This is a genomic window from Streptomyces triticisoli (assembly GCF_003270085.1).
In the GTDB taxonomy this organism is placed as follows: domain Bacteria; phylum Actinomycetota; class Actinomycetes; order Streptomycetales; family Streptomycetaceae; genus Streptomyces; species Streptomyces triticisoli.
Genome location: NZ_QFDQ01000002.1, coordinates 1 through 17,974, shown reverse-complemented (window position 1 = coordinate 17,974; position 17,974 = coordinate 1). Strand labels below are relative to the sequence as shown.

Below are 17,974 nucleotides of genomic sequence, written 5' to 3'. Positions count from 1 at the left end.
TAACACTGACTGTGCCCGATATCTCGAACGGGCTGCCGAGGAGTCATCCGGAGTTGACTTTACCTACCGGTCGGTAACACAGTAACGTTACCGTTAGTAACACGCGTGTGCGCCGCTGGAGGGGACATGGCCGAGTTCACCATGGAGCTCAACGACGAGCAGAAGGGGGTCCGGGACTGGCTGCACGGCTTCGCGGCCGACGTGATCCGCCCCGCGGCCGCCGAATGGGACGAGCGCGAGGAGACTCCCTGGCCGGTCATCCAGGAGGCCGCGAAGGTCGGCATCTACTCCCTCGACTTCTACGCCCAGCAGTACTTCGACTCCACCGGCCTCGGCATCCCCATGGCCATGGAGGAGCTGTTCTGGGGCGACGCCGGCATCGCCCTGTCCATCGTCGGCACCGGCCTGGCCGCGGTCGGCGTCCTGGCCAACGGCACCGAGGAGCAGATCGGCACCTGGATCCCGCAGATGTACGGCGACGTCAACGACGTCAAGGTCGCCGCGTTCTGCTCCTCCGAGCCCGACGCCGGCTCCGACGTGGCCTCCATCCGCACCCGCGCGGTGTACGACGAGGCCAAGGACGAGTGGGTGATCAACGGCACCAAGACCTGGGCGACCAACGGCGGCATCGCCGATGTCCATGTCGTCGTCGCCTCCGTCGACCCCGAGCTGGGCTCCAAGGGCCACGCCTCCTTCATCGTCCCGCCGGCCACGCCGGGGCTGTCCCAGGGTCAGAAGTTCAAGAAGCACGGCATCCGGGCCTCGCACACCGCCGAGGTGGTCCTGGACAACGTGCGCGTCCCCGGCTCCTGCCTGCTCGGCGGCAAGGAGAAGCTGGACGAGCGGCTGGCCCGCGCCCGAGAGAGGGCCAGGAAGGGGAGCGTCAAGAACGCGGCGATGGCCACCTTCGAGGCGTCCCGGCCGGCCGTCGGCGCGATGGCGGTGGGCACCGCCCGGGCCGCGTACGAGGTCGCCCTCGACTACGCGAAGACCCGCGAGCAGTTCGGCCGGCCGATCATCGACAACCAGGGCGTCGCCTTCCAGCTCGCCGACATGCGCACCCGGATCGACGCCGCCCGCCTGCTGGTCTGGCGCGCCTCCTGGATGGCGGTCAACGGCAAGCCGTTCACCGCCGCCGAGGGCTCGATGTCCAAGCTGTTCGCCAGCGAGACCGCGAAGAAGGTCACCGCCCAGGCGATCCAGATCCTGGGCGGCAACGGCTACACCAGGGAGTACCCGGTGGAGCGGATGCACCGCGACGCGGCGATCTACACGATCTTCGAGGGGACGAGTGAGATCCAGCGGTTGGTGATCTCCCGCACGATCTCGGGGATGCCGATCCGCTGACGGTACTAACGGTGCCTGAGCGGTGTCAGCTGCTCGATGTCGTAACGCTTGCGCAGGGCTTCGATCGCCTCGTGGTCCGGGGGGCCTCCACCGCCCAGGATGTCGAGCAGTTCCTCGAAGTAGCGTTCGTGGTCCGGGGGCGGGGAGGCCTGGAAGAACATCTTCGCCGGGGCGTCGGTCGGGTTGGCGAACGCGTGCGGGCAGCCCGGGGGCACGACGATGACCGTACCCGGGGTCGCCCGCACCACGCGGTTGCCCGAGCTGGACTCCCACCTCTGCCAGTGGTCGGGGGTCCGGATCCGCGGCTCGAAGGCGAGCACGTCCAACTCGCCCTCGAGCACGTAGAACAACTCCTCGCTGCGCGTGTGCACATGGGCGCCCACGTCGAAGCCCGGCGGGACCTCCACCTCGAAGGTGGAGGCCACCCGCGAGTGCGAGCCGGTGACCTTGAACGTCACGCGCTGGGCCGGCGTCTCGACAACGCGCCCGTGGCCCGGCGGCACGAGCAGTCCCTCCGTGGTCATGGCGGGCTCACCACGTCACGGGCAGGGCCTCGGGCCCGCGGATCGACGTGCCCTTCCTGAAGGGCACCTGGTCCGCCGGCACCGCGAGCCTCAGCCCCGGCACCCGGTCCAGCAGGGCGTCGACCAGCAACTCCGACTCCAGCCGGGCCAACCGGCCGCCCGGGCAGCGGTGCGGGCCGAAGCCGAACGTCACGTGCGGGTTCGGACTGCGCGAGAAGTCGATCGCCGCGGGGTCCGGGAAGACGTCCGGGTCGCGGTTGGCGGCGAGGTACGACACGTGGACGGCGTCACCGGCGCGTATCCGCACGCCCCTGATCTCCACGTCCTCCAGGGCGACCCGGGACAGCCCGACCCCGTCGTGGTGCGGGATCCAGCGCAGCAGTTCGTCGACGGCCTGCGGGCGGATCTCCGGCTCACGGCGCAGCCGTTCGGCCAGCTCGGGGCGGGTCAGCAGGATGTGGAACAGCTGCCCGCTGTTGTCGGTGACCGCCTCGCCGCCGATCTGCAGGAGCACCGCGAGACCCACGGCCTCCGCCAGGGTGATCTCCCGGCGCCCCACGGCCGCGCCGAGGAGTGAGGCGACATCCTCACCGGTGCTCTCCACGCGCGCGTCGATGAGCTCGGCGAAGTACGCGCCCATCTCCTCCTTGGCCTGCTCGCCGGCGTCGGCGCCGGGCGAGGAGGACAGGATCAGCCGGGTCCAGGTGTGCATGCCGTGCCGGTCGGCGGGCGGCACCCCCATCAGCTCGCAGATCACCGCGATCGGGAACGGGCTGAGCACCGCACGTGTGAGGTCGGCGGGCGGGCCGCCCCGAAGGAGCTCGTCGACCAGTTCGTCCAGCGTCCGCCGGGAGCTCTCCCGCACCCGCTCGACACCGCGCGCGGTGAAGGCGGGGGCGACCGAGCGGCGCAGCCGGGTGTGGTCGGGCGGGTCCAGGAAGCCGACCGCGTCACGGGTCGGGACGAAGTGCGGGGCCTGCCGGGTGATCTGACGGCCCATGGCCGCCTCCCGGCTGAACCGGGGGTCGTCGGTGACCATCCGCACATCGTCCATGCGGGTCACCAGCCATGCCCAGCCCTCGCCGCCGGGCATCTCGACGCGGGTGACCGGACCCTCCTCCACCAGGCCGGCCGGCACCGGGTCGAAGCCGACGCCGGTCGGGTCGGGGGCGGGCCGGCGCCGCACCGGGGACGGTGTCTCGGCGAGCGTCTCCTCGGTCATGCCCCGGCCCCGATCTGCCAGCTGCCGAGCGACATCTCGGCGGTGATGCCGGGGCCGAACCCGGCGAGCAGTCCGCGCGCCCGGTCCTCGGGGACGCCCTCGTCGAACAGCCGGCGCAGCGCGTCCAGGACGACGGCGCTGGCGATGTTGCCGTACTCGGTGAGCGTGGCCCGGCTGAACCGGAACGCGTACGGCTCGACGTTCAGGAACTTGCTGAGGTCGTCCAGAATGCGGGGGCCGCCCGCGTGGATGACGTAGAAGTCCAGGTCGGACGCGTCCCAGTCATGCAGCTTGGCCAGGTCCCGCAGGGCCGGGGCGAGCGGCTCCATGGTGGTGGGCACACGCTTGTCCAGCAGGAAGTGGAAGCCGGTCTCCCGGACGTCGTACGCGATCCACTCCTCGGTCTCGGGGATCAGGTACGAGCCGTTGCGCTCCAGCCGGACGCCGGTGCCGCCGGTGCCGCGGACCACCGCGGCGGCGATGCCGTCGCCGAACAGGCCGTTGGAGAGCAGGGAACCGACGCCGAGGTCGGTGGGCTGGTAGCACAGCGAGCAGAACTCGCAGGCCACGATGAGCGCGTTGGCGTCCGGGTAGGCCGTGCAGAAGTCGTGGGCCCGGTTGATCGCCGCGCCGCCGGCCGCACAGCCCAGCTGGGCTATGGGCAGCTGGCGGGTGGTCGAGTCGAAGCCCATCTCGTTGATCAACCACGCCGTGAGCGAGGGCATCATGAAGCCCGTGCACGAGACGTAGATGATGACATCGATGTCGGACGACAGGAGTTCGGCGTCGTCGAGCGCGTGCTGGATGACCTCGGGAACCCTGGCCTTGGCCTCCTGCTCGTAGAGCTTGTTGCGCTGCTCGAAGCCGGGATGCTTGAGGGTCTCCTCGATGGGCTGCACGATGTGCCGGGTGAGCACGCCGGTGTTCTCGATCAGCCGGAGGGCCAGCGGGAGTTGCGGGTGGTCCGCGTGGCGGGAGCGTGCGAGCTCCAGCGTTTCCTCCATCGTGATCACGTGCTCTGGAACGGACACCGAAGGTCTGCACAAAGTCGCCATGAGCCGTGCCTGCTTTCGCCTTCCGGAAGGCCGGTAGCCCCCGGGTCAGAGGGTGGTGCACCCAGAAGGGTGGTCCACCCATGATCGCCCGAAAGGGACGGTGATCTCTCGGTGGACTACTCCAATCCGGCGACGGCGAGTGAGCCCCGCACGTCCCTCGCACCACCGGCGGCGCTTCTCCGCTCAACCAGAAAACCGCTGGTCAGGCAGCACTTCATGGAGGGGCCGGACAGGCCTTCGGGCGGGTATCCGACCGCGTGTGCCGCGTGCCGGCCCGCGCGACGTACCGGGGCGCCCGGCAACGCGTCGCCGGGGTGGGCTCCTTCCGGTCAGCCGGAAGGAGCCGCGCCGCTGCTGTGGGCGATGCAGGCCACGTCGATGCGGTCGGCCAGCTTGGCCAGTTCGATGGTCAGGGCGGCGACCGTGTCCTCGTCGAGACCCTCCTGGCCGGCCTCCACCAGACGCAGCCACCGGCCGCCGACCGTCCGCAGCAGCTTGCTCACATCGGCCGCGGCCACCTGCAACGTGCCGCGGTCGTCGACGATCAGAGGCAGAGTCACTTCGCGGTTCACAAAAGGGATCGTAGCCGCGGAAGCCTCACGCTCCGTGCCATACGGTGGTGATGTTGCAGAACTCGCGGATTCCGTGCCCGGACAGCTCACGCCCGTACCCCGAGCGCTTCACCCCGCCGAAGGGGAACGCCGGGTGCGAGGCGGTCATCCCGTTGAAGTACACCCCGCCCGCCTCCAGGTCCCGTACGAACCGGTCGACCTCGTTCTCGTCCCGCGTCCAGACGTTCGAACTCAGGCCGAACAGCGAGTCGTTGGCGATCAGCACGGCCTCGTCCAGGTCGGCCGCCCGGTACAGCGTGGCGACCGGCCCGAACGCCTCCTCGCGGTGGATGCGCATCTCACGGGTGATGCCCTCCAGCACGGTCGGCGGGTAGTACCAGCCGGGCCAGTCGGGCCGTTCGCCACCGCACAGCACCTTCGCCCCGCTCCGCCGCGCGTCGTCGACCAGCTCCTCCAGATCCGCCCGGCCCCGTTCGCTGGACAGCGGCCCCACCTCGGTGTCCTCCCGCATCGGGTCGCCGGTCCTCAGCGCCTTCATGCCGGCCACGAAACGCTCGGCGAAGGCGTCGTAGACGTCCGTGTGCACGATGAACCGCTTGGCGGCGATGCACGACTGCCCGGTGTTCTGCACCCGCGCGGTCACCGCGACCTCGGCGGCCCGGTCGAGGTCGGCCGACGGCATCACGATGAACGGGTCGCTGCCGCCCAGCTCCAGCACCGTCTTCTTGATCATCTCCCCGGCGGTGGACGCCACCGCCCGCCCCGCCGGCTCGCTGCCGGTCAGCGTGGCCGCCTTCACACGCTCGTCGCGCAGGATGTCGTCGACCGCGCCGGAGCCGATGAGCAGGGTCTGGAAGCAGCCCTCGGCGAAGCCCGCCCGGTGGAACAGGTCCTCCAGGTACAGGGCGGTCTGCGGCACGTTCGAGGCGTGCTTGAGCAGGCCGACATTGCCGGCCATCAGCGCGGGCGCCGCGAACCGGACCACCTGCCACAGCGGGAAGTTCCAGGGCATCACCGCCAGCACCGGGCCGAGCGGCCGGTAGCGCACCAGGGCCCGGGAGGCCCCGGAGTCCTTCACATCGGCGGCGGCGGGCTCCTCGTCCGCGAGCAGTTCCTCGGCGTGCCCGGCGTACCAGCGCATCGCCTTGGCGCACTTCGCGGCCTCCGCGCGGGCCTGCTTGACCGGCTTGCCCATCTCCGTGGTCATGACACGGGCGATCTCCTGCTGGTCCTCGTCGAGGAGGTCGGCGGCCTGGTTCATCAGCCGGGCCCGCTCGGCGAAGGTCGTCGTCCGGTACGTGCGGAACGTGGCCCGAGCGAGCTGGAGCCGACGCTCGATCTCCTCCTCGCCCATGGCCTCGTACGTCTTGAGCGTCTCGCCGGTGGCCGGGTTCACCGTGGCGATGGACATGGCTGACCTCCCCTGGGACGGGCTGTGTTTCGACCTTCGCGCGCAGCGGTGCCCGCCGCAACGCGTGAGGGCCTTCTCTCAGAGCGAGTGCTCAGCCAGGCGGTCGAGAAACGCGGCCTGCGCCTTGACGATCACCTCACGGGCCCGGTCCGGACCGAGCCACGCCACCCGGTCGAGCTCCGGGAACTCCCGGGTCCGCCCGGACCGCGGCGGCCACTCCATCAGGAACGTGCCGGGCGTGATCGTCGCAGGGTCGAGGTCGGCCTCCACCGCCCAGGCCGTGACGGTCTTGCCGTTCGACTGCCGGACCTCGCCCAGCGGCACCGCCTCGCCGTCGGGCGGCACCAGCCCCAGCTCCTCCTGGAACTCACGACGGGCGGCCTCCCAGGCGGACTCCCCGGGGGCGTACTCACCCTTGGGCACGGTCCAGGCGCCCGCGTCGCGCCGGGCCCACAGCGGGCCGCCCATATGACCGAGCAGCACCTCCAGGCCGTCGCCGGTGCGCCGGAACAACAGCAGACCCGCGCTCCGCTTCCCTCGCCGGACGCTCATCTTCACACCTCCGGGTGCGTGGTCAGGGAGGGCTCGGCGGCGGGCGGGACCCCGCAGCCCAGGACCTTCCGCCGTTTCTGGAAACTGAGCGGGAGTGAGTCCTGGTGCCAGGGCTTGTGCTCAGCCGTGTGTCCCGAACGGTTGTGGGCACTCTCCCAGCTTCGCCGGGGGTACCCCGAGGTCGCCCGTTTTCGCTGCGCGTCCGGCGCCGGCGGATCGTGTCCGCGGTCCGGGGAGGGCGGGGCGGCCCGCGGCCGGAGGCCGCTGACAGGCAGGGCCTCACGCCCACGGTCGTCGCGTCCGGCCTGGATGGTCCGATGCCCCGCCCGATCGCTCCGGCCGTGTGGGGCGGTGCCGTCCTCCCCCAGTGCCTGAACGGCCCGGGAGGCCCCCAGCCGGACCGGGTGTCCCAGGGCGCGTCGTCCGACGGCCACGGCGGCAGCGTCTTGCCGGTGAGGGGTTTTTGCCGGTGCCGGGCACCCCAGCGGCTGGTGCGGGCCGCGCCGCCGCCGATGACGACGGCCTCGCACTTCTCGCTCTTCTCGCTCTTCCCGGTCATGCCGGTCATGCCGGCGATGGTGAGCACCTCCAGCGAGAAGGCCGCCCGGTGGGTGCCGCGTTGACAAATGGATTTGCCGGTTCTGCAATGAACGCATGACTACCGAGGACGTACTGGCCGACGTGGGGCCAAGGCTCCGGCGGATCCGGAAGGAGCGGGAGGTGACCCTCGCCGCGCTCTCCGAGGCGACCGGGATCTCCGTCAGCACCCTCTCGCGGCTGGAGTCGGGCCTGCGGAAACCCAGCCTGGAGCTGCTGCTGCCGATCGCGCAGGCCCACCAGCTGCCCCTGGACGAGCTGGTCGGCGCGCCGCCGGTCGGCGACCCGCGCGTGCGGGTGAAACCGATCGTGTGCGGCGGGCGCACCCACTGGCCGCTGACCCGCCGGCCGGGCGGCCTGCAGGCGTTCAAGGTGCTCGAACCACGGCGCAGGCTGGAGCCGGATCCGCGGATCCACGAGGGCTACGAGTGGCTGTACGTGCTGTCCGGCAGGCTCCGGCTGGTGCTGGGCGAGCACGACCTCGTGCTGACCGCGGGCGAGGCGGCCGAGTTCGACACGCGCGTGCCGCACTGGTTCGGGTCGACGGGGGAGGGGCCGGTGGAGTTCCTGAGCCTGTTCGGGCCGCAGGGCGAGCGGATGCACGTACGAGCGCGGCCGTCGAGGTCGTCGCGCCGTGGTCAAGCCGACTGACTTCCGGTGTTCCCCGATCGGCAAGCGACCGCTTAGTATGCGATCGACCGGTCCGACGACGCAGTCCCTGGAGGCGGCGCATGCAGGCATGGCGAGTGCACGAGAACGGCGAGCCGAGCGAGGTGATGCGCCTGGAGGAGACCGAGCCGCCCACCCCCGGCGACGGCCAGGTCCTGCTGAGGGTGCGTGCCGCCAACATCAACTTCCCCGACGCGCTGCTGTGCCGGGGCCAGTACCAGGTCCGGCCGCCGCTGCCCTTCACACCGGGCGTGGAGATCTGCGGCGAGACCGGGGACGGGCGCCGGGTGATCGCCAACCCGGCGCTGCCGTACGGCGGTTTCGCCGAGTACGCCGTCGCCGACGCCGCCGCCCTCCTGCCCGCCCCGGACGCGCTGGACGACGCCGAGGCCGCGGCCCTGCACATCGGCTACCAGACGGGCTGGTTCGGCCTGCACCGCCGGGCCCGCCTCGAGGCCGGCGAGACGCTGCTCGTGCATGCCGCCGCCGGCGGGGTCGGCAGCGCGGCCGTGCAGCTCGGCAGGGCGGCCGGCGCCAGGGTCATCGGTGTCGTCGGCGGCGCGGAGAAGGCCGCCGTGGCCCGGGAACTGGGCTGCGACGTCGTCGTGGACCGGCGAGGAGAGGACGTCATCGCCGCCGTCAAGGAGGCCACCGGCGGCCGGGGCGCCGACGTGATCTACGACCCGGTCGGCGGCGAGGCGTACGCCCAGTCGGCCAAGCTCGTCGCCTTCGAGGGCCGGATCGTCGTCGTGGGCTTCGCGAGCGGCACCATCCCGAGCCCGGCGCTCAACCATGCCCTCGTCAAGAACTACGCGATCCTCGGCCTGCACTGGGGCCTGTACAACACCAGGAACCCCAAGCTGGTCCAGCACTGCCACGAGCAGCTCACCGAACTGGCCGCCCGGGGCGCGATCAAGCCGCTGGTGAGCGAACGGGTGCCGCTGGGCGGGGCTGCGGCCGCCGTGCAGCGGGTCGCCGACGGTGTCACCACCGGCCGTATCGCCGTGGTGCCCTCGTCGGAGAACGGAGCCGCCGCATGACCGACAGCCCCATCGACGCGACGGAACTGCGCCGCCGTACGAGCGAGTTGCTGGCAGCCCAGCCACCTGCGACCACCGACCGCCTCGACTTCCTCAAGGCCCGCTTCGACGCCGGACTCGCCTGGGTGCACTACCCCGAGGGCCTCGGCGGCCTCGGCGCCCCCCGCTCCCTCCAGGCCGTCGTGGACGCGGAGTTGGAGGCCGCGGGCGCCCCCGACAACGACCCGCGCCGCATCGGCATCGGCCTCGGCATGGCCGCCCCGACCATCCTGCGCCACGGGACCGAGGAGCAGAAGCGGCGCTTTCTGCGGCCCCTGTGGACCGGGGAGGAGGTCTGGTGCCAGCTGTTCAGCGAGCCCGGCGCCGGCTCCGACCTCGCCGCCCTCGGCACCCGGGCCGTCCGGGACGATGGGGGCACCTCCCGCTCGAGCGCAGCCGAGAGTGGGGGATGCTGGGTGGTCAACGGGCAGAAGGTGTGGACGTCCAGCGCCCATCTCGCCCGGTGGGCCATCCTCATCGCCCGCACCGACCCGGACGTGCCCAAGCACCAGGGCATCACCTACTTCCTGTGCGACATGACCGACCCCGGCGTCGAGGTCCGGCCGCTGCGCCAGATCACCGGGGAGGCCGAGTTCAACGAGGTCTTCCTGACCGACGTCCGCATCCCCGACTCCCGCCGCCTCGGCGGGATCGGCGACGGCTGGCGGGTCGCGCAGACCACGCTGAACAACGAACGCGTCGCCATCGGAGGCATGCGGCTGCCCCGCGAGGGCGGCATGATCGGCCCGGTCGTGAGGACCTGGCGCGAACGCCCGGAACTGCGCACCCACGACCTGCACCAGCGGCTGCTGAAGCTGTGGGTGGAGGCCGAGGTCGCCCGCCTCACCGGCGAACGCCTGCGCCAGCAGCTCGTCGCCGGCCAGCCCGGCCCCGAGGGCTCCGGCATGAAGCTCGCCTTCGCCCGCCTCAACCAGGAGATCAGCGGCCTGGAGGTCGAACTGCGCGGCGAGGAAGGGCTGTTGTACGACGACTGGACCATGCGCCGCCCCGAACTGGTCGACTTCACCGGCCGCGACGCCGGCTACCGCTACCTGCGCTCCAAGGGCAACAGCATCGAGGGCGGGACCAGCGAGGTCCTGCTGAACATCGTCGCCGAGCGCGTCCTGGGCCTGCCCGCCGAGCCGCGCACAGACAAGGACGTCGCGTGGAAGGACCTGGCCAAATGACGGATCTTCTCTACTCGGAGGAGGAAGAGGCGCTGCGCGCCGCGGTCCGGGGCCTGCTCACCGACCACTGCGCCCCGGCGGGCGTGATCGCGCGCACGGAGTCGGACGCGCCGCACGACCTCGCGCTGTGGAAGTCGCTCACCGAGGGCATGGGACTGGCCGGTCTGCTGGTGCCCGAGGAGCGGGGCGGCCAGGGGGCCACCCACCGCGAAGCGGCCGTGGTCCTGGAGGAGTTGGGCCGGGCCGTGGCTCCCGTCCCGTACCTCACGAGCGCCGTGGTCGCCACCGAGGCGCTGCTGGCCTGCGCGGACGAGGAGACCGCGGGGCTGACGGCCGACCTGGCGTCCGGCCGGAGGATCGGCGCCCTGGCCGTCGGGCTGCACACCGCGCCGGGCGGCACCTTCCGTGCCGTACGCGTCGAAGACGGGCGTCTGCACGGGGAGCTGACCGGCATCGCGGACGCGGCCGTGGCCGATGTCCTGCTGGTGCCGGCCGAGGACGGCGGGCTGTACGCAGTGGAGGCGGACGCGGTGGCCGTCACGCCGCGGGTGTCCCTGGACCTGACCCGGCCCGTGGCGACGGTCGCTCTCGAGGGCGCTGCGGGACGCCGGCTGGGCGACGCCGAGCCCGCCGTACGCCGGGCCCTGCGCGCCGGGGCCGGACTGCTCGCCTCCGAGCAACTCGGCCTCGCCGAGCAGGCCTTGACCGAGACCGTGCGTTACCTGAAGGAGCGCAAGCAGTTCAACCGGCCCGTCGGCGGCTTCCAGGCGCTCAAGCACCGGCTCGCCCAGCTGTGGCTTCAGGTCGTCAACCTCCGCGCCGCCGCCCGGAGCGCGGCCGACGCCCTCGCCCGGGGCGAGGGCGTCGACGTGGCGGTCGCCGTCGCCCAGGCCTACGCGGCTCCCGTCGCCGTCCACGCGGCCGAGGAGGCGCTGCAGCTGCACGGCGGCATCGGCATGACCTGGGAGCACCCGGTCCACCTCCACCTCAAACGGGCCAAGGCCGACTCCCTCGCCTACGGCACGGCGGGCGCCCACCGCGAGGAGCTGGCCGCACTGGTCGACCTCCAGGCCCCCTGACGCACCTGGGGCCACCCGTCAGAACCACACGTTCGGAGGACATGTCTGCCGCCCGGCCGGGCCCTCCGCTGCGCCACACTTGCGGCCGAAAGCCGCGATGCGGGCGTGGCGGAGGAGGCCGACGGTGATTGTTTCCATCTCTGTGGTGCTGCTGTTCCTGATCATCGCGGTGATCTTCGTGCGCAACGGCGCCCTGAAGTTCTCGCACGCCCTGATCTGCGTGCTGCTCGGCTTCTTCCTGGCCGGCACGAGCATGGCGCCCACCATCCACGAGGGCCTGGCGGCCACGGCACAGATCGTCGGCGGCCTGCGCCCCTGACACGGTGTCCCGTGCGGGGCTCAGGCGCCGACCAGGCGGGAGCGAATGAGGAAACGCACCCCTTCGGGCGCCTCCAGGGAGAAACCGCTGCCCCGGCCGGGCACCACGTCGACGATCAGCCGGGTGTGGCTCCACACCTCGTACTGGCTGCGCGACATCCAGAACGCCACCGGCCGGTCCACCCCCTCCACCTCCAGCTGCGCGAGCAGCACGTCCGAACCGCCGGTACGGAACTCGCCCTCCGGATAGCACATGGGCGCGCTGCCGTCGCAGCAGCCGCCCGACTGGTGGAACATCAGCGGTCCGTGCGCCTCGCTCAGCCGCCGCACCAGACCGGCTGCCGCGGGCGTGAGCTCGACGCGCGGGGTCTCCTCGTACATCGTCGCCGCCCTTCGCCGCACCGGAAGCAGAAGCCGGGGCCCGTGTCCGCCCGGGATCCAGACAAGCAGCACCGAGGTTGCGACAAGGTTGCACCGGCCGCGGGCGGGCGGTGGTCAGTCCTCCTCCCCGGGCAGGGACTGCTCGGTCCAGACCGTCTTGCCCGAGGGGGTGAAGCGGATGCCCCACGCCTGGGCCAGCTGGGAGACGATGAACAGGCCGCGGCCGCCCTCGTCGACGACCCGGGCGTGGCGCAGGTGCGGGGCGGCCGGACCGGAGTCCCGCACCTCGCAGGTGAGGGTGCGGTCGTGGATCAGGCGGAGTTCGATCGGCGGGGCTCCGTACCTGAGGGCGTTGGTGATGAGCTCGCTGACGATGAGCTGCGCGTTGTAGGTCGTTTCGGCGTCCACGTGCCAGGCGGTGAGCCGTTTGCGGGTGCGGTCGCGGGCGGTGGCCACCGAGGAGGGGTCCGTGTCGAGCCGCCAGGAGGCGAACCCGTCCGGCGAGAAGGAGCGGACGCGTGCGACGATCACCGCCGCGTCATCCGCGCCCAGGCCGTCCGGAAGGGCGTAGACGATGGCGTCGCACAGGTCCCGCAGCGGACGCTCGCCGTAGTCCGGCACGACCCGCAGCGGCCCCGAGAGCTGCGCGAGATGGGCGGTGACGCGCGGATCGCTGGCGAAGACCAGCACGCTGCCCTCAGGAACCGCGAACTCGGCCGTCGTGAAGGGCGCGTCCTCCCCCGTGGCCAGAGACGGCCCGGCCGGGCAGTCGGGAACGGTGACAGTGCGGTCCGGCAGCATCACGACGGGGGCCAGGGAGCCGGCCACCGCCATCACGCACGTGCCGACCAGGGGATCGTGGACGGCGTACACGCAGTCGGCGGTGAGTGTCTCGCGGCGCAGCGGGTCGCCCAGCGGCAGGTCCGCCCGCTCGGCCGCCAGCTCGGCCGCCGTGTCGTGCAGCCGGGCCATGAGCTCGTCGGGAGCGAGGTCGAACGCCGACAGGGACCGTACGACGGTGCGCAGCCGGCCCATGGTCGTGGCCGCGTTCAGGCCCCGCCCGGACACCTTGCCGACCACGAGCGCGGTGCGGGCGCCGGACAGGGCGATGGTGTCGTACCAGGCGCCGGGATCGGCACCGGTGACCGACAGAAAGGCAGCCTGGAGGGACGTGTGGCTCTCCGGGCGGCGGGGCAGCAGCCTGCGCTGGACCAGGGCGGCCACGGCGTGCTCACGGACGTAGCGCCGGGCGTTGTCGATGCCCAGGGCGGTGTGCGCGGCCAGCTCGACGGCGAGCCGGCGGTCGTCCGCGTCGAACGGCGGGGACTGCCCCGCGCGGTAGAGGCTGACCAGCCCGAGGGCCGCGTCGCGCAGGGCCAGGGGCACCACCAGCAGTGTGTGGCACCGCGACGCGTGCATCGCCTCCGCGCGCGCGGGGTCGACGGACAGCCACGGGTCGGACGGGTGCAGCGGAACCACCCGGGGCCGCAGATCGGCCAGCGCCTGGGTGAAGGGCGTGGGGGCCGGCAGGCGGCGTACGTCACCCACGGGATGCGCCTGCAGCGGGCTGTCCTGGCTGCTGCGGAAGGCGGTGCGCATCAGGGGCGTGCCCGGCGGCAGCGGGGCGAGGGGAGGGTCGTCGCCGCGGAGCACGGCGTCCACCACCTCCACGATCGCCACGTCGGCGAACTCGGGGACCACGGCCCCGACGAGTTCCTCGCCGCTCACCGAGGGATCCAGGGTGCGGCCCACGCGCCGGCGGACCGCTTCCAGCACCCTGGTGCGGGCGCGCGCCCACTCGCGTTCGCTGACGTCGATCGTGGTGACCGCCAGGCCCAGCACCTGCCCGCGCGGACCCAGCAGGCGCAGGGCGGTGATCTCGAAGTACCGCTCCTGAGGGGGCTCCCCCGCGACGCGTGCCCGCACGATGCGCTCGCGCAGGGCGTCCCCGCTCTCCAGCACGTCGCGCAGCAGGATCTCCATCTCGTTGTCCTCGAAGTCGTCCGCGACGATCCGGAGCGCGTCGCGGAGAGGACGCCCGACCAGATCATCCGCGGACAGGTCCTGCATGGGAGGCACGGCGGTGTTGAGCCGGACCACCCGCAGTTCGGGGTCCAGCAGATGGAGACCGACCGGCGCACTGCTGAACAGGGCCTCCAGCAGGGAGGCCGACATCTCGTCCACGAGCCGGCCGGCATCGCCGCACGCCAATGGGGACCTCCTTCGGCTCCGCCCGAGCGCTCGGACGGGCGCGCGGCTGCCGACGCGCACCCGAGGCGCGTTTCCAGCGTGCTCCGCCCGTCGTGCGCCCGCACGCGCAGCACATGCGCCGCGGGGAGCGATGCGCGACGACGGGAGCAGCGGTCGCTGTCCGCGACGCGCGAGCGTGCGGGAACGCTGAGATCCTGGACAGGAGGAGCGCTGCCCATGACATGACGAGCAGTGGTGGTGAGCGTGGTGTCCGAACGTGGGGACAACAGGCCCCGGCCGCCGGCCGCGGGCGTCGATCCGCTGGGGGACCCGTTCCTGCGGACCCGCTTCGCCGTGCCGGTGCGGCCGGCCACCTTCCTGCGCCGGCAGCGCCTGGTCGAGCACCTCGACCAGGCGCTGGACACAGCACTGACGATGGTCGACGGATGCGCGGGCGCCGGCAAGACGCTCCTGGTCGCCGACTGGGCCGCCCACCTGGGACGGCCGGTGGCCTGGCTCACCGTCGACGCCTGCGACCAGGCGCCCGGCGTCTTCTGGGCCTACCTGCTGGAGGCCCTGCGCGCCTCGGGGGCCGACGAGATCCGGGACGTCGGCTGCCCCGCCGACGCCGGCGCGGTGGAGCACGGCCTGCTCGCCCGGCTCGCCGCACAGCTGAACGGCCGTGACCGGCCCCTGACCGTCGTCCTCGACGAGTACGACCGCGTGACCGCCCCGGAGATCGCCGACCAGCTCGGCTTCGTCCTGCACCACGCCGGCCGGGGCCTGCGTCTGGTCCTCGTCACCCGCACCGAACCGACCCTGCCCCTGCACCGCTACCGCGCGGACGGCACCCTGACCGAGATCAGGGACGCGGAGCTGGCCTTCACCCCCGAGGAGGCGGCGACACTGCTGGAGCTGCACGGTCTGCGTCTGGGCCCCGACGCCGTCCGTGCGCTCGTCGAGCGCACGCGGGGCTGGGCGGCGGGCCTGCGGCTGTGCGCCCTGGCCGCGCAGCAGAGCAGCGACCCCGGGACGTACCTCAAGGAGTTCGAGGCCGGACAGAGCACGATCGCCGACTTCCTGCTGGCCGAGGTGCTCAGGAGACAGCCGGCCCCGACCCAGGACCTGCTGCTGCGGGTCAGCGTCCTCGACCGGTTCTGCCCCGACCTGGCCAACGCGCTCGCCGGCCGCCGGGACACCGGACCCGTCCTGGCCGAACTGCACCGGGCCAACGCGTTCGTCGAACACCTCGGCCACTCCTGGTACCGCCTCCACCCGCTCTTCGCGGAGATCCTCGGAGCCCATCGCAGAGTGCGGTTCCCCGGCCTGGAGCCCGAACTGCACCGCAGGGCCGCCGAGTGGCTGCGGCACCGCGGGCCGCTGTCCGACACGCTCGCCCACGGCGCCGCGGCCGGCGACTGGGAGTTCACCGCCCGCGTCCTCGTCGACGACCTCGCGATCGGCCAGTTCTTCACCGGCCTGCACTCCGACGGCCTGGGCGAGCTGTTCGCACGGATGCCCCCCGACACCACCGGCCCCGAGGCCGACCTCGTCCGCGCGGCGCGCGAGCTGTCCGACCACGACCTGGACCACGCACACGTGCACCTGGAACACGCCCGCCGCGCACTCGCCCGGGCCGGGCCCGGCAGGGCGGCGGCCCGGCTCAGCTGCGCGCTCCTGGACACCCTCGCCGCCCGGCTGACCGGAGCCCCGGGCCGCGCCGAACACGCGGCCCGGACGGCGCGGGAACTGCGCCAGGACCTCCCGGCCGAACTCCTGGACAGGCACCCCGAACTCCCCGCCCTGCTGCAGACCCACCTGGGCGCGGCCCGTCTGTGGGCAGGGCACTTCGACGAGGCCCGGGCCGCGCTGTCCGCGGCTGCCGCCGGATCCGGCGGGGAGACGGCGCTGCCCCGGGAGGAGTCCCTGGGCCGGCTCGCGCTCATCGACTACCTGACCGGCTGGCCCACCCGCGCCGAACACAAGGCCCTGGCGGCACTCACCGACGCCGAACGCTTCAGTCTGGCCGAGCCGGCCGGCCTGGGCCTCGTCCACCTGGTGCTCGCCGCGGTGGCCGTCGACCGCGACGAACTGGACGACGCCCAGGCCCTCCTGGACTGGGCGACGGCCGTGCAGCCGGTGCCGCCGGACCCCGTGACCGCCGCGAGCCGCGTCATCGCACAGGCCCGCCTCCAACTGGCCCGCGGACAGCCCGGGACCGCCCTGGAGACCGCCGGGTCCACCGTCCCGGCCGCCGCGGCCTCCCCGTGGGCCGAGGACCACACGGCGCTCGTCGTCTCCGACGCCCACCTCGCCGAGGGCCGCCCCGAGACGGCCGTGAAGGTGCTGGAGGACGCGGTGGGCCGGGAAGCCGCGTGCACGGTGGCGGCCGCCCGGGCCCACCTGGCCGCGGGAGACCCGGACGCCGCCCTGGACCTGCTCGACCACCTGCCCGCCGAGGAGCACAGGGGTCCCGCGGTGACGGTCCGGGCCCTGCTGGCACGCGCCGAGGCCGTCGGCCGGCAGGGCGACCCCACCACCGCGCGCCGACTCGCGACCAAGGCGCTGGCGGAGGCCCGGCGCGAGCGGCTGCGACGCCCGCTCCTCGAGGCCGGCCCGTGGCTGCGCCGCCTGCTGCGCACGGACGCGCTCCGGGAACCGGTCCCGGGCGGCTTGACGGCCCGTCCGGAGTCCCGTCTCCGGACCCTGCCGCACACGGCCCGGCAGACCGCCCTGGTCGTCGAGGAGCTGAGCGGCCGCGAGCGCGACGTACTCCGGCGGCTCGCCCGGATGATGTCGACCGAGGAGATCGCCGCGGACCTCTTCGTGTCCGTCAACACGGTGAAGACCCACCTCAAGAGCGCCTACCGGAAGCTCGGCGTCAACCGGCGGGGCGACGCGGTCCACCGCGCACGCGAACTCCGTCTCCTGTGAGGATCACCTGCATCGGGTGAGGCCCCGCGGCCGGCCGGGGCGGACCCTGGGACAGGAGGCGTGGTACGCCGCCCCCAGGTCACCGCGGGAGCAGCTGATGCGCTACGAGATCCGTGTCGACGGGCACATGTCGGAGACGCTGGCCAAGGCGTTCCCGGAGCTGGAGCACGTGATGATGTCCGGTCAGACGGTCCTGTTCGGTCCCGTGGTGGACGAGGCGCACCTGTACGGGCTGCTGGCCCGCTGCCGGTCGCTGGGCCTGCGGGTCCTGGAGATGCGGCGCGTCCCGGAGTGAGCCACCGGCCACTCGGGCGGACGGTCCTGCTGCTGCCGCAGAGCTGCCCGGACGGCGCTCGTCAGCACGTGCGCGGCGACCGCGCGGTGATGTCGCCGTACCCGGCGGCGGTGAACGCGGTGCGGGCGAGCATCACGACGGCCGCCCGTCGGGGCGCACGCTGTCCCGGGTTGCTCCCGGGCCGCCACCTGCCGGCGGCGGCGTCCACGGTCACCCGCGCCGGGTGAGGCGCCCGGGGCTTGCCGTGCGCACGCTGAAGGACGGCAGGTCGCGGCAGCCGGGCGCAGGTCCGGAACAGCAGCCGGGCGCAGGTCCGGAACACCGGAACAGAGGAGAGAGATGAGCACGCAGATGAACCTCGCGTACGACTACCCGCTGCTGGGCGCCTTCTGGGCCCGGGGCGACATCAGCGACGAGGAGTTCGCCCGGGCCAAGGCGATGGTGCTGTCCGGCGGCGCCGCCGAGGGCCGCGCCGCCTCCGCCGCCGCCCAGGCCCCCGGCGCCTCCGCCACCTCCACTCCCGGCCGCCGCTGAGCCCGGCCGGACCCGACGAATCCGAGAC

The 17,974-nt window shown here is 72.9% G+C and carries 18 protein-coding genes and 1 pseudogene; 10 read left to right on the top strand and 9 right to left on the bottom strand.

The window, feature by feature from the left end:
• The first annotated feature begins 126 nt into the window (after positions 1-126).
• Positions 127-1,347, top strand: coding sequence for an acyl-CoA dehydrogenase family protein (locus DEP02_RS00390; protein ID WP_112465285.1), 1,221 nt, complete (start codon positions 127-129; stop codon positions 1,345-1,347).
• 5 nt (positions 1,348-1,352) lie between these two features.
• Here the strand turns inward: DEP02_RS00390 and DEP02_RS00385 are convergent, their stop codons facing one another.
• The 6 genes and pseudogenes from DEP02_RS00385 to DEP02_RS00360 all read right to left on the bottom strand — a co-directional run bounded on the left by DEP02_RS00385 (position 1,353) and on the right by DEP02_RS00360 (position 6,683).
• Positions 1,353-1,871 (bottom strand): cupin domain-containing protein, encoded by a 519-nt coding sequence (locus DEP02_RS00385; protein WP_112465283.1) that lies wholly within the window; start codon positions 1,869-1,871, stop codon positions 1,353-1,355.
• A 7-nt stretch (positions 1,872-1,878) separates the two neighbouring features.
• Positions 1,879-3,093, bottom strand: coding sequence for a cytochrome P450 (locus DEP02_RS00380; protein WP_112465282.1), 1,215 nt, complete (start codon positions 3,091-3,093; stop codon positions 1,879-1,881).
• Positions 3,090-4,154, bottom strand: a pseudogene (locus DEP02_RS00375) (type III polyketide synthase); the annotation flags it as partial. The pseudogene DEP02_RS00375 and the gene DEP02_RS00380, both read right to left, overlap by 4 nt.
• A 323-nt stretch (positions 4,155-4,477) precedes the next feature.
• Positions 4,478-4,720: a DUF6213 family protein gene (locus DEP02_RS00370; protein ID WP_112465280.1), complete on the bottom strand. Its 243-nt coding sequence runs from the start codon at positions 4,718-4,720 to the stop codon at positions 4,478-4,480.
• A 25-nt stretch (positions 4,721-4,745) separates the two neighbouring features.
• Entirely contained in the window at positions 4,746-6,131 is a 1,386-nt protein-coding gene (locus tag DEP02_RS00365; RefSeq protein ID WP_112465279.1) for an NADP-dependent succinic semialdehyde dehydrogenase, read from the bottom strand.
• Between the two features lie 78 nt (positions 6,132-6,209).
• The gene (locus tag DEP02_RS00360) at positions 6,210-6,683 is read right to left on the bottom strand and encodes an NUDIX hydrolase (protein ID WP_112465277.1); all 474 of its coding nucleotides are present in this window, start codon (positions 6,681-6,683) and stop codon (positions 6,210-6,212) included.
• A gap of 317 nt (positions 6,684-7,000) precedes the next feature.
• Here DEP02_RS00360 and DEP02_RS35730 point away from each other — a divergent pair, with 317 nt between their 5' ends.
• The 6 genes from DEP02_RS35730 to DEP02_RS00335 all read left to right on the top strand — a co-directional run bounded on the left by DEP02_RS35730 (position 7,001) and on the right by DEP02_RS00335 (position 11,613).
• Positions 7,001-7,306: a hypothetical protein gene (locus tag DEP02_RS35730; protein ID WP_157977345.1), complete on the top strand. Its 306-nt coding sequence runs from the start codon at positions 7,001-7,003 to the stop codon at positions 7,304-7,306.
• 31 nt (positions 7,307-7,337) lie between these two features.
• A complete protein-coding gene (locus DEP02_RS00355) occupies positions 7,338-7,931 on the top strand; it encodes a helix-turn-helix domain-containing protein (RefSeq protein WP_112465276.1) in 594 nt (197 codons plus the stop codon).
• An 80-nt stretch (positions 7,932-8,011) separates the two neighbouring features.
• Positions 8,012-8,989 carry an NADPH:quinone oxidoreductase family protein gene (locus DEP02_RS00350; protein ID WP_112465274.1) on the top strand — a complete coding sequence of 326 codons (978 nt, stop codon included), beginning with the start codon at positions 8,012-8,014 and terminating at the stop codon, positions 8,987-8,989.
• Entirely contained in the window at positions 8,986-10,215 is a 1,230-nt protein-coding gene (locus DEP02_RS00345; protein WP_112465273.1) for an acyl-CoA dehydrogenase family protein, read from the top strand. The genes DEP02_RS00350 and DEP02_RS00345 overlap by 4 nt, the downstream gene beginning before the upstream one ends.
• Positions 10,212-11,294, top strand: coding sequence for an acyl-CoA dehydrogenase family protein (locus DEP02_RS00340; RefSeq protein ID WP_112465272.1), 1,083 nt, complete (start codon positions 10,212-10,214; stop codon positions 11,292-11,294). The genes DEP02_RS00345 and DEP02_RS00340 overlap by 4 nt, the downstream gene beginning before the upstream one ends.
• 124 nt (positions 11,295-11,418) lie before the next feature.
• Positions 11,419-11,613 (top strand): hypothetical protein, encoded by a 195-nt coding sequence (locus tag DEP02_RS00335; RefSeq protein ID WP_112465271.1) that lies wholly within the window; start codon positions 11,419-11,421, stop codon positions 11,611-11,613.
• 20 nt (positions 11,614-11,633) lie between these two features.
• Here the strand turns inward: DEP02_RS00335 and DEP02_RS00330 are convergent, their stop codons facing one another.
• Positions 11,634-11,993, bottom strand: coding sequence for a DUF779 domain-containing protein (locus DEP02_RS00330; RefSeq protein WP_112465270.1), 360 nt, complete (start codon positions 11,991-11,993; stop codon positions 11,634-11,636).
• Between the two features lie 114 nt (positions 11,994-12,107).
• Positions 12,108-14,204 carry a SpoIIE family protein phosphatase gene (locus DEP02_RS00325; RefSeq protein ID WP_112465269.1) on the bottom strand — a complete coding sequence of 699 codons (2,097 nt, stop codon included), beginning with the start codon at positions 14,202-14,204 and terminating at the stop codon, positions 12,108-12,110.
• 246 nt (positions 14,205-14,450) lie between these two features.
• Here DEP02_RS00325 and DEP02_RS00320 point away from each other — a divergent pair, with 246 nt between their 5' ends.
• Both DEP02_RS00320 and DEP02_RS00315 read left to right on the top strand, forming a co-directional pair.
• A complete protein-coding gene (locus tag DEP02_RS00320; protein WP_232838894.1) occupies positions 14,451-17,117 on the top strand; it encodes a winged helix-turn-helix domain-containing protein in 2,667 nt (888 codons plus the stop codon).
• A 97-nt stretch (positions 17,118-17,214) separates the two neighbouring features.
• Positions 17,215-17,412, top strand: a complete 198-nt coding sequence (locus DEP02_RS00315; protein ID WP_112465267.1) for a DUF8691 family protein — start codon at positions 17,215-17,217, stop codon at positions 17,410-17,412.
• 61 nt (positions 17,413-17,473) lie between these two features.
• Here the strand turns inward: DEP02_RS00315 and DEP02_RS33800 are convergent, their stop codons facing one another.
• Positions 17,474-17,734, bottom strand: a complete 261-nt coding sequence (locus DEP02_RS33800) for a hypothetical protein (RefSeq protein ID WP_112465266.1) — start codon at positions 17,732-17,734, stop codon at positions 17,474-17,476.
• A 17-nt stretch (positions 17,735-17,751) separates the two neighbouring features.
• Here DEP02_RS33800 and DEP02_RS00305 point away from each other — a divergent pair, with 17 nt between their 5' ends.
• Positions 17,752-17,946: an SHOCT domain-containing protein gene (locus DEP02_RS00305; RefSeq protein WP_198668229.1), complete on the top strand. Its 195-nt coding sequence runs from the start codon at positions 17,752-17,754 to the stop codon at positions 17,944-17,946.
• The last annotated feature ends 28 nt before the right edge of the window (positions 17,947-17,974 follow it).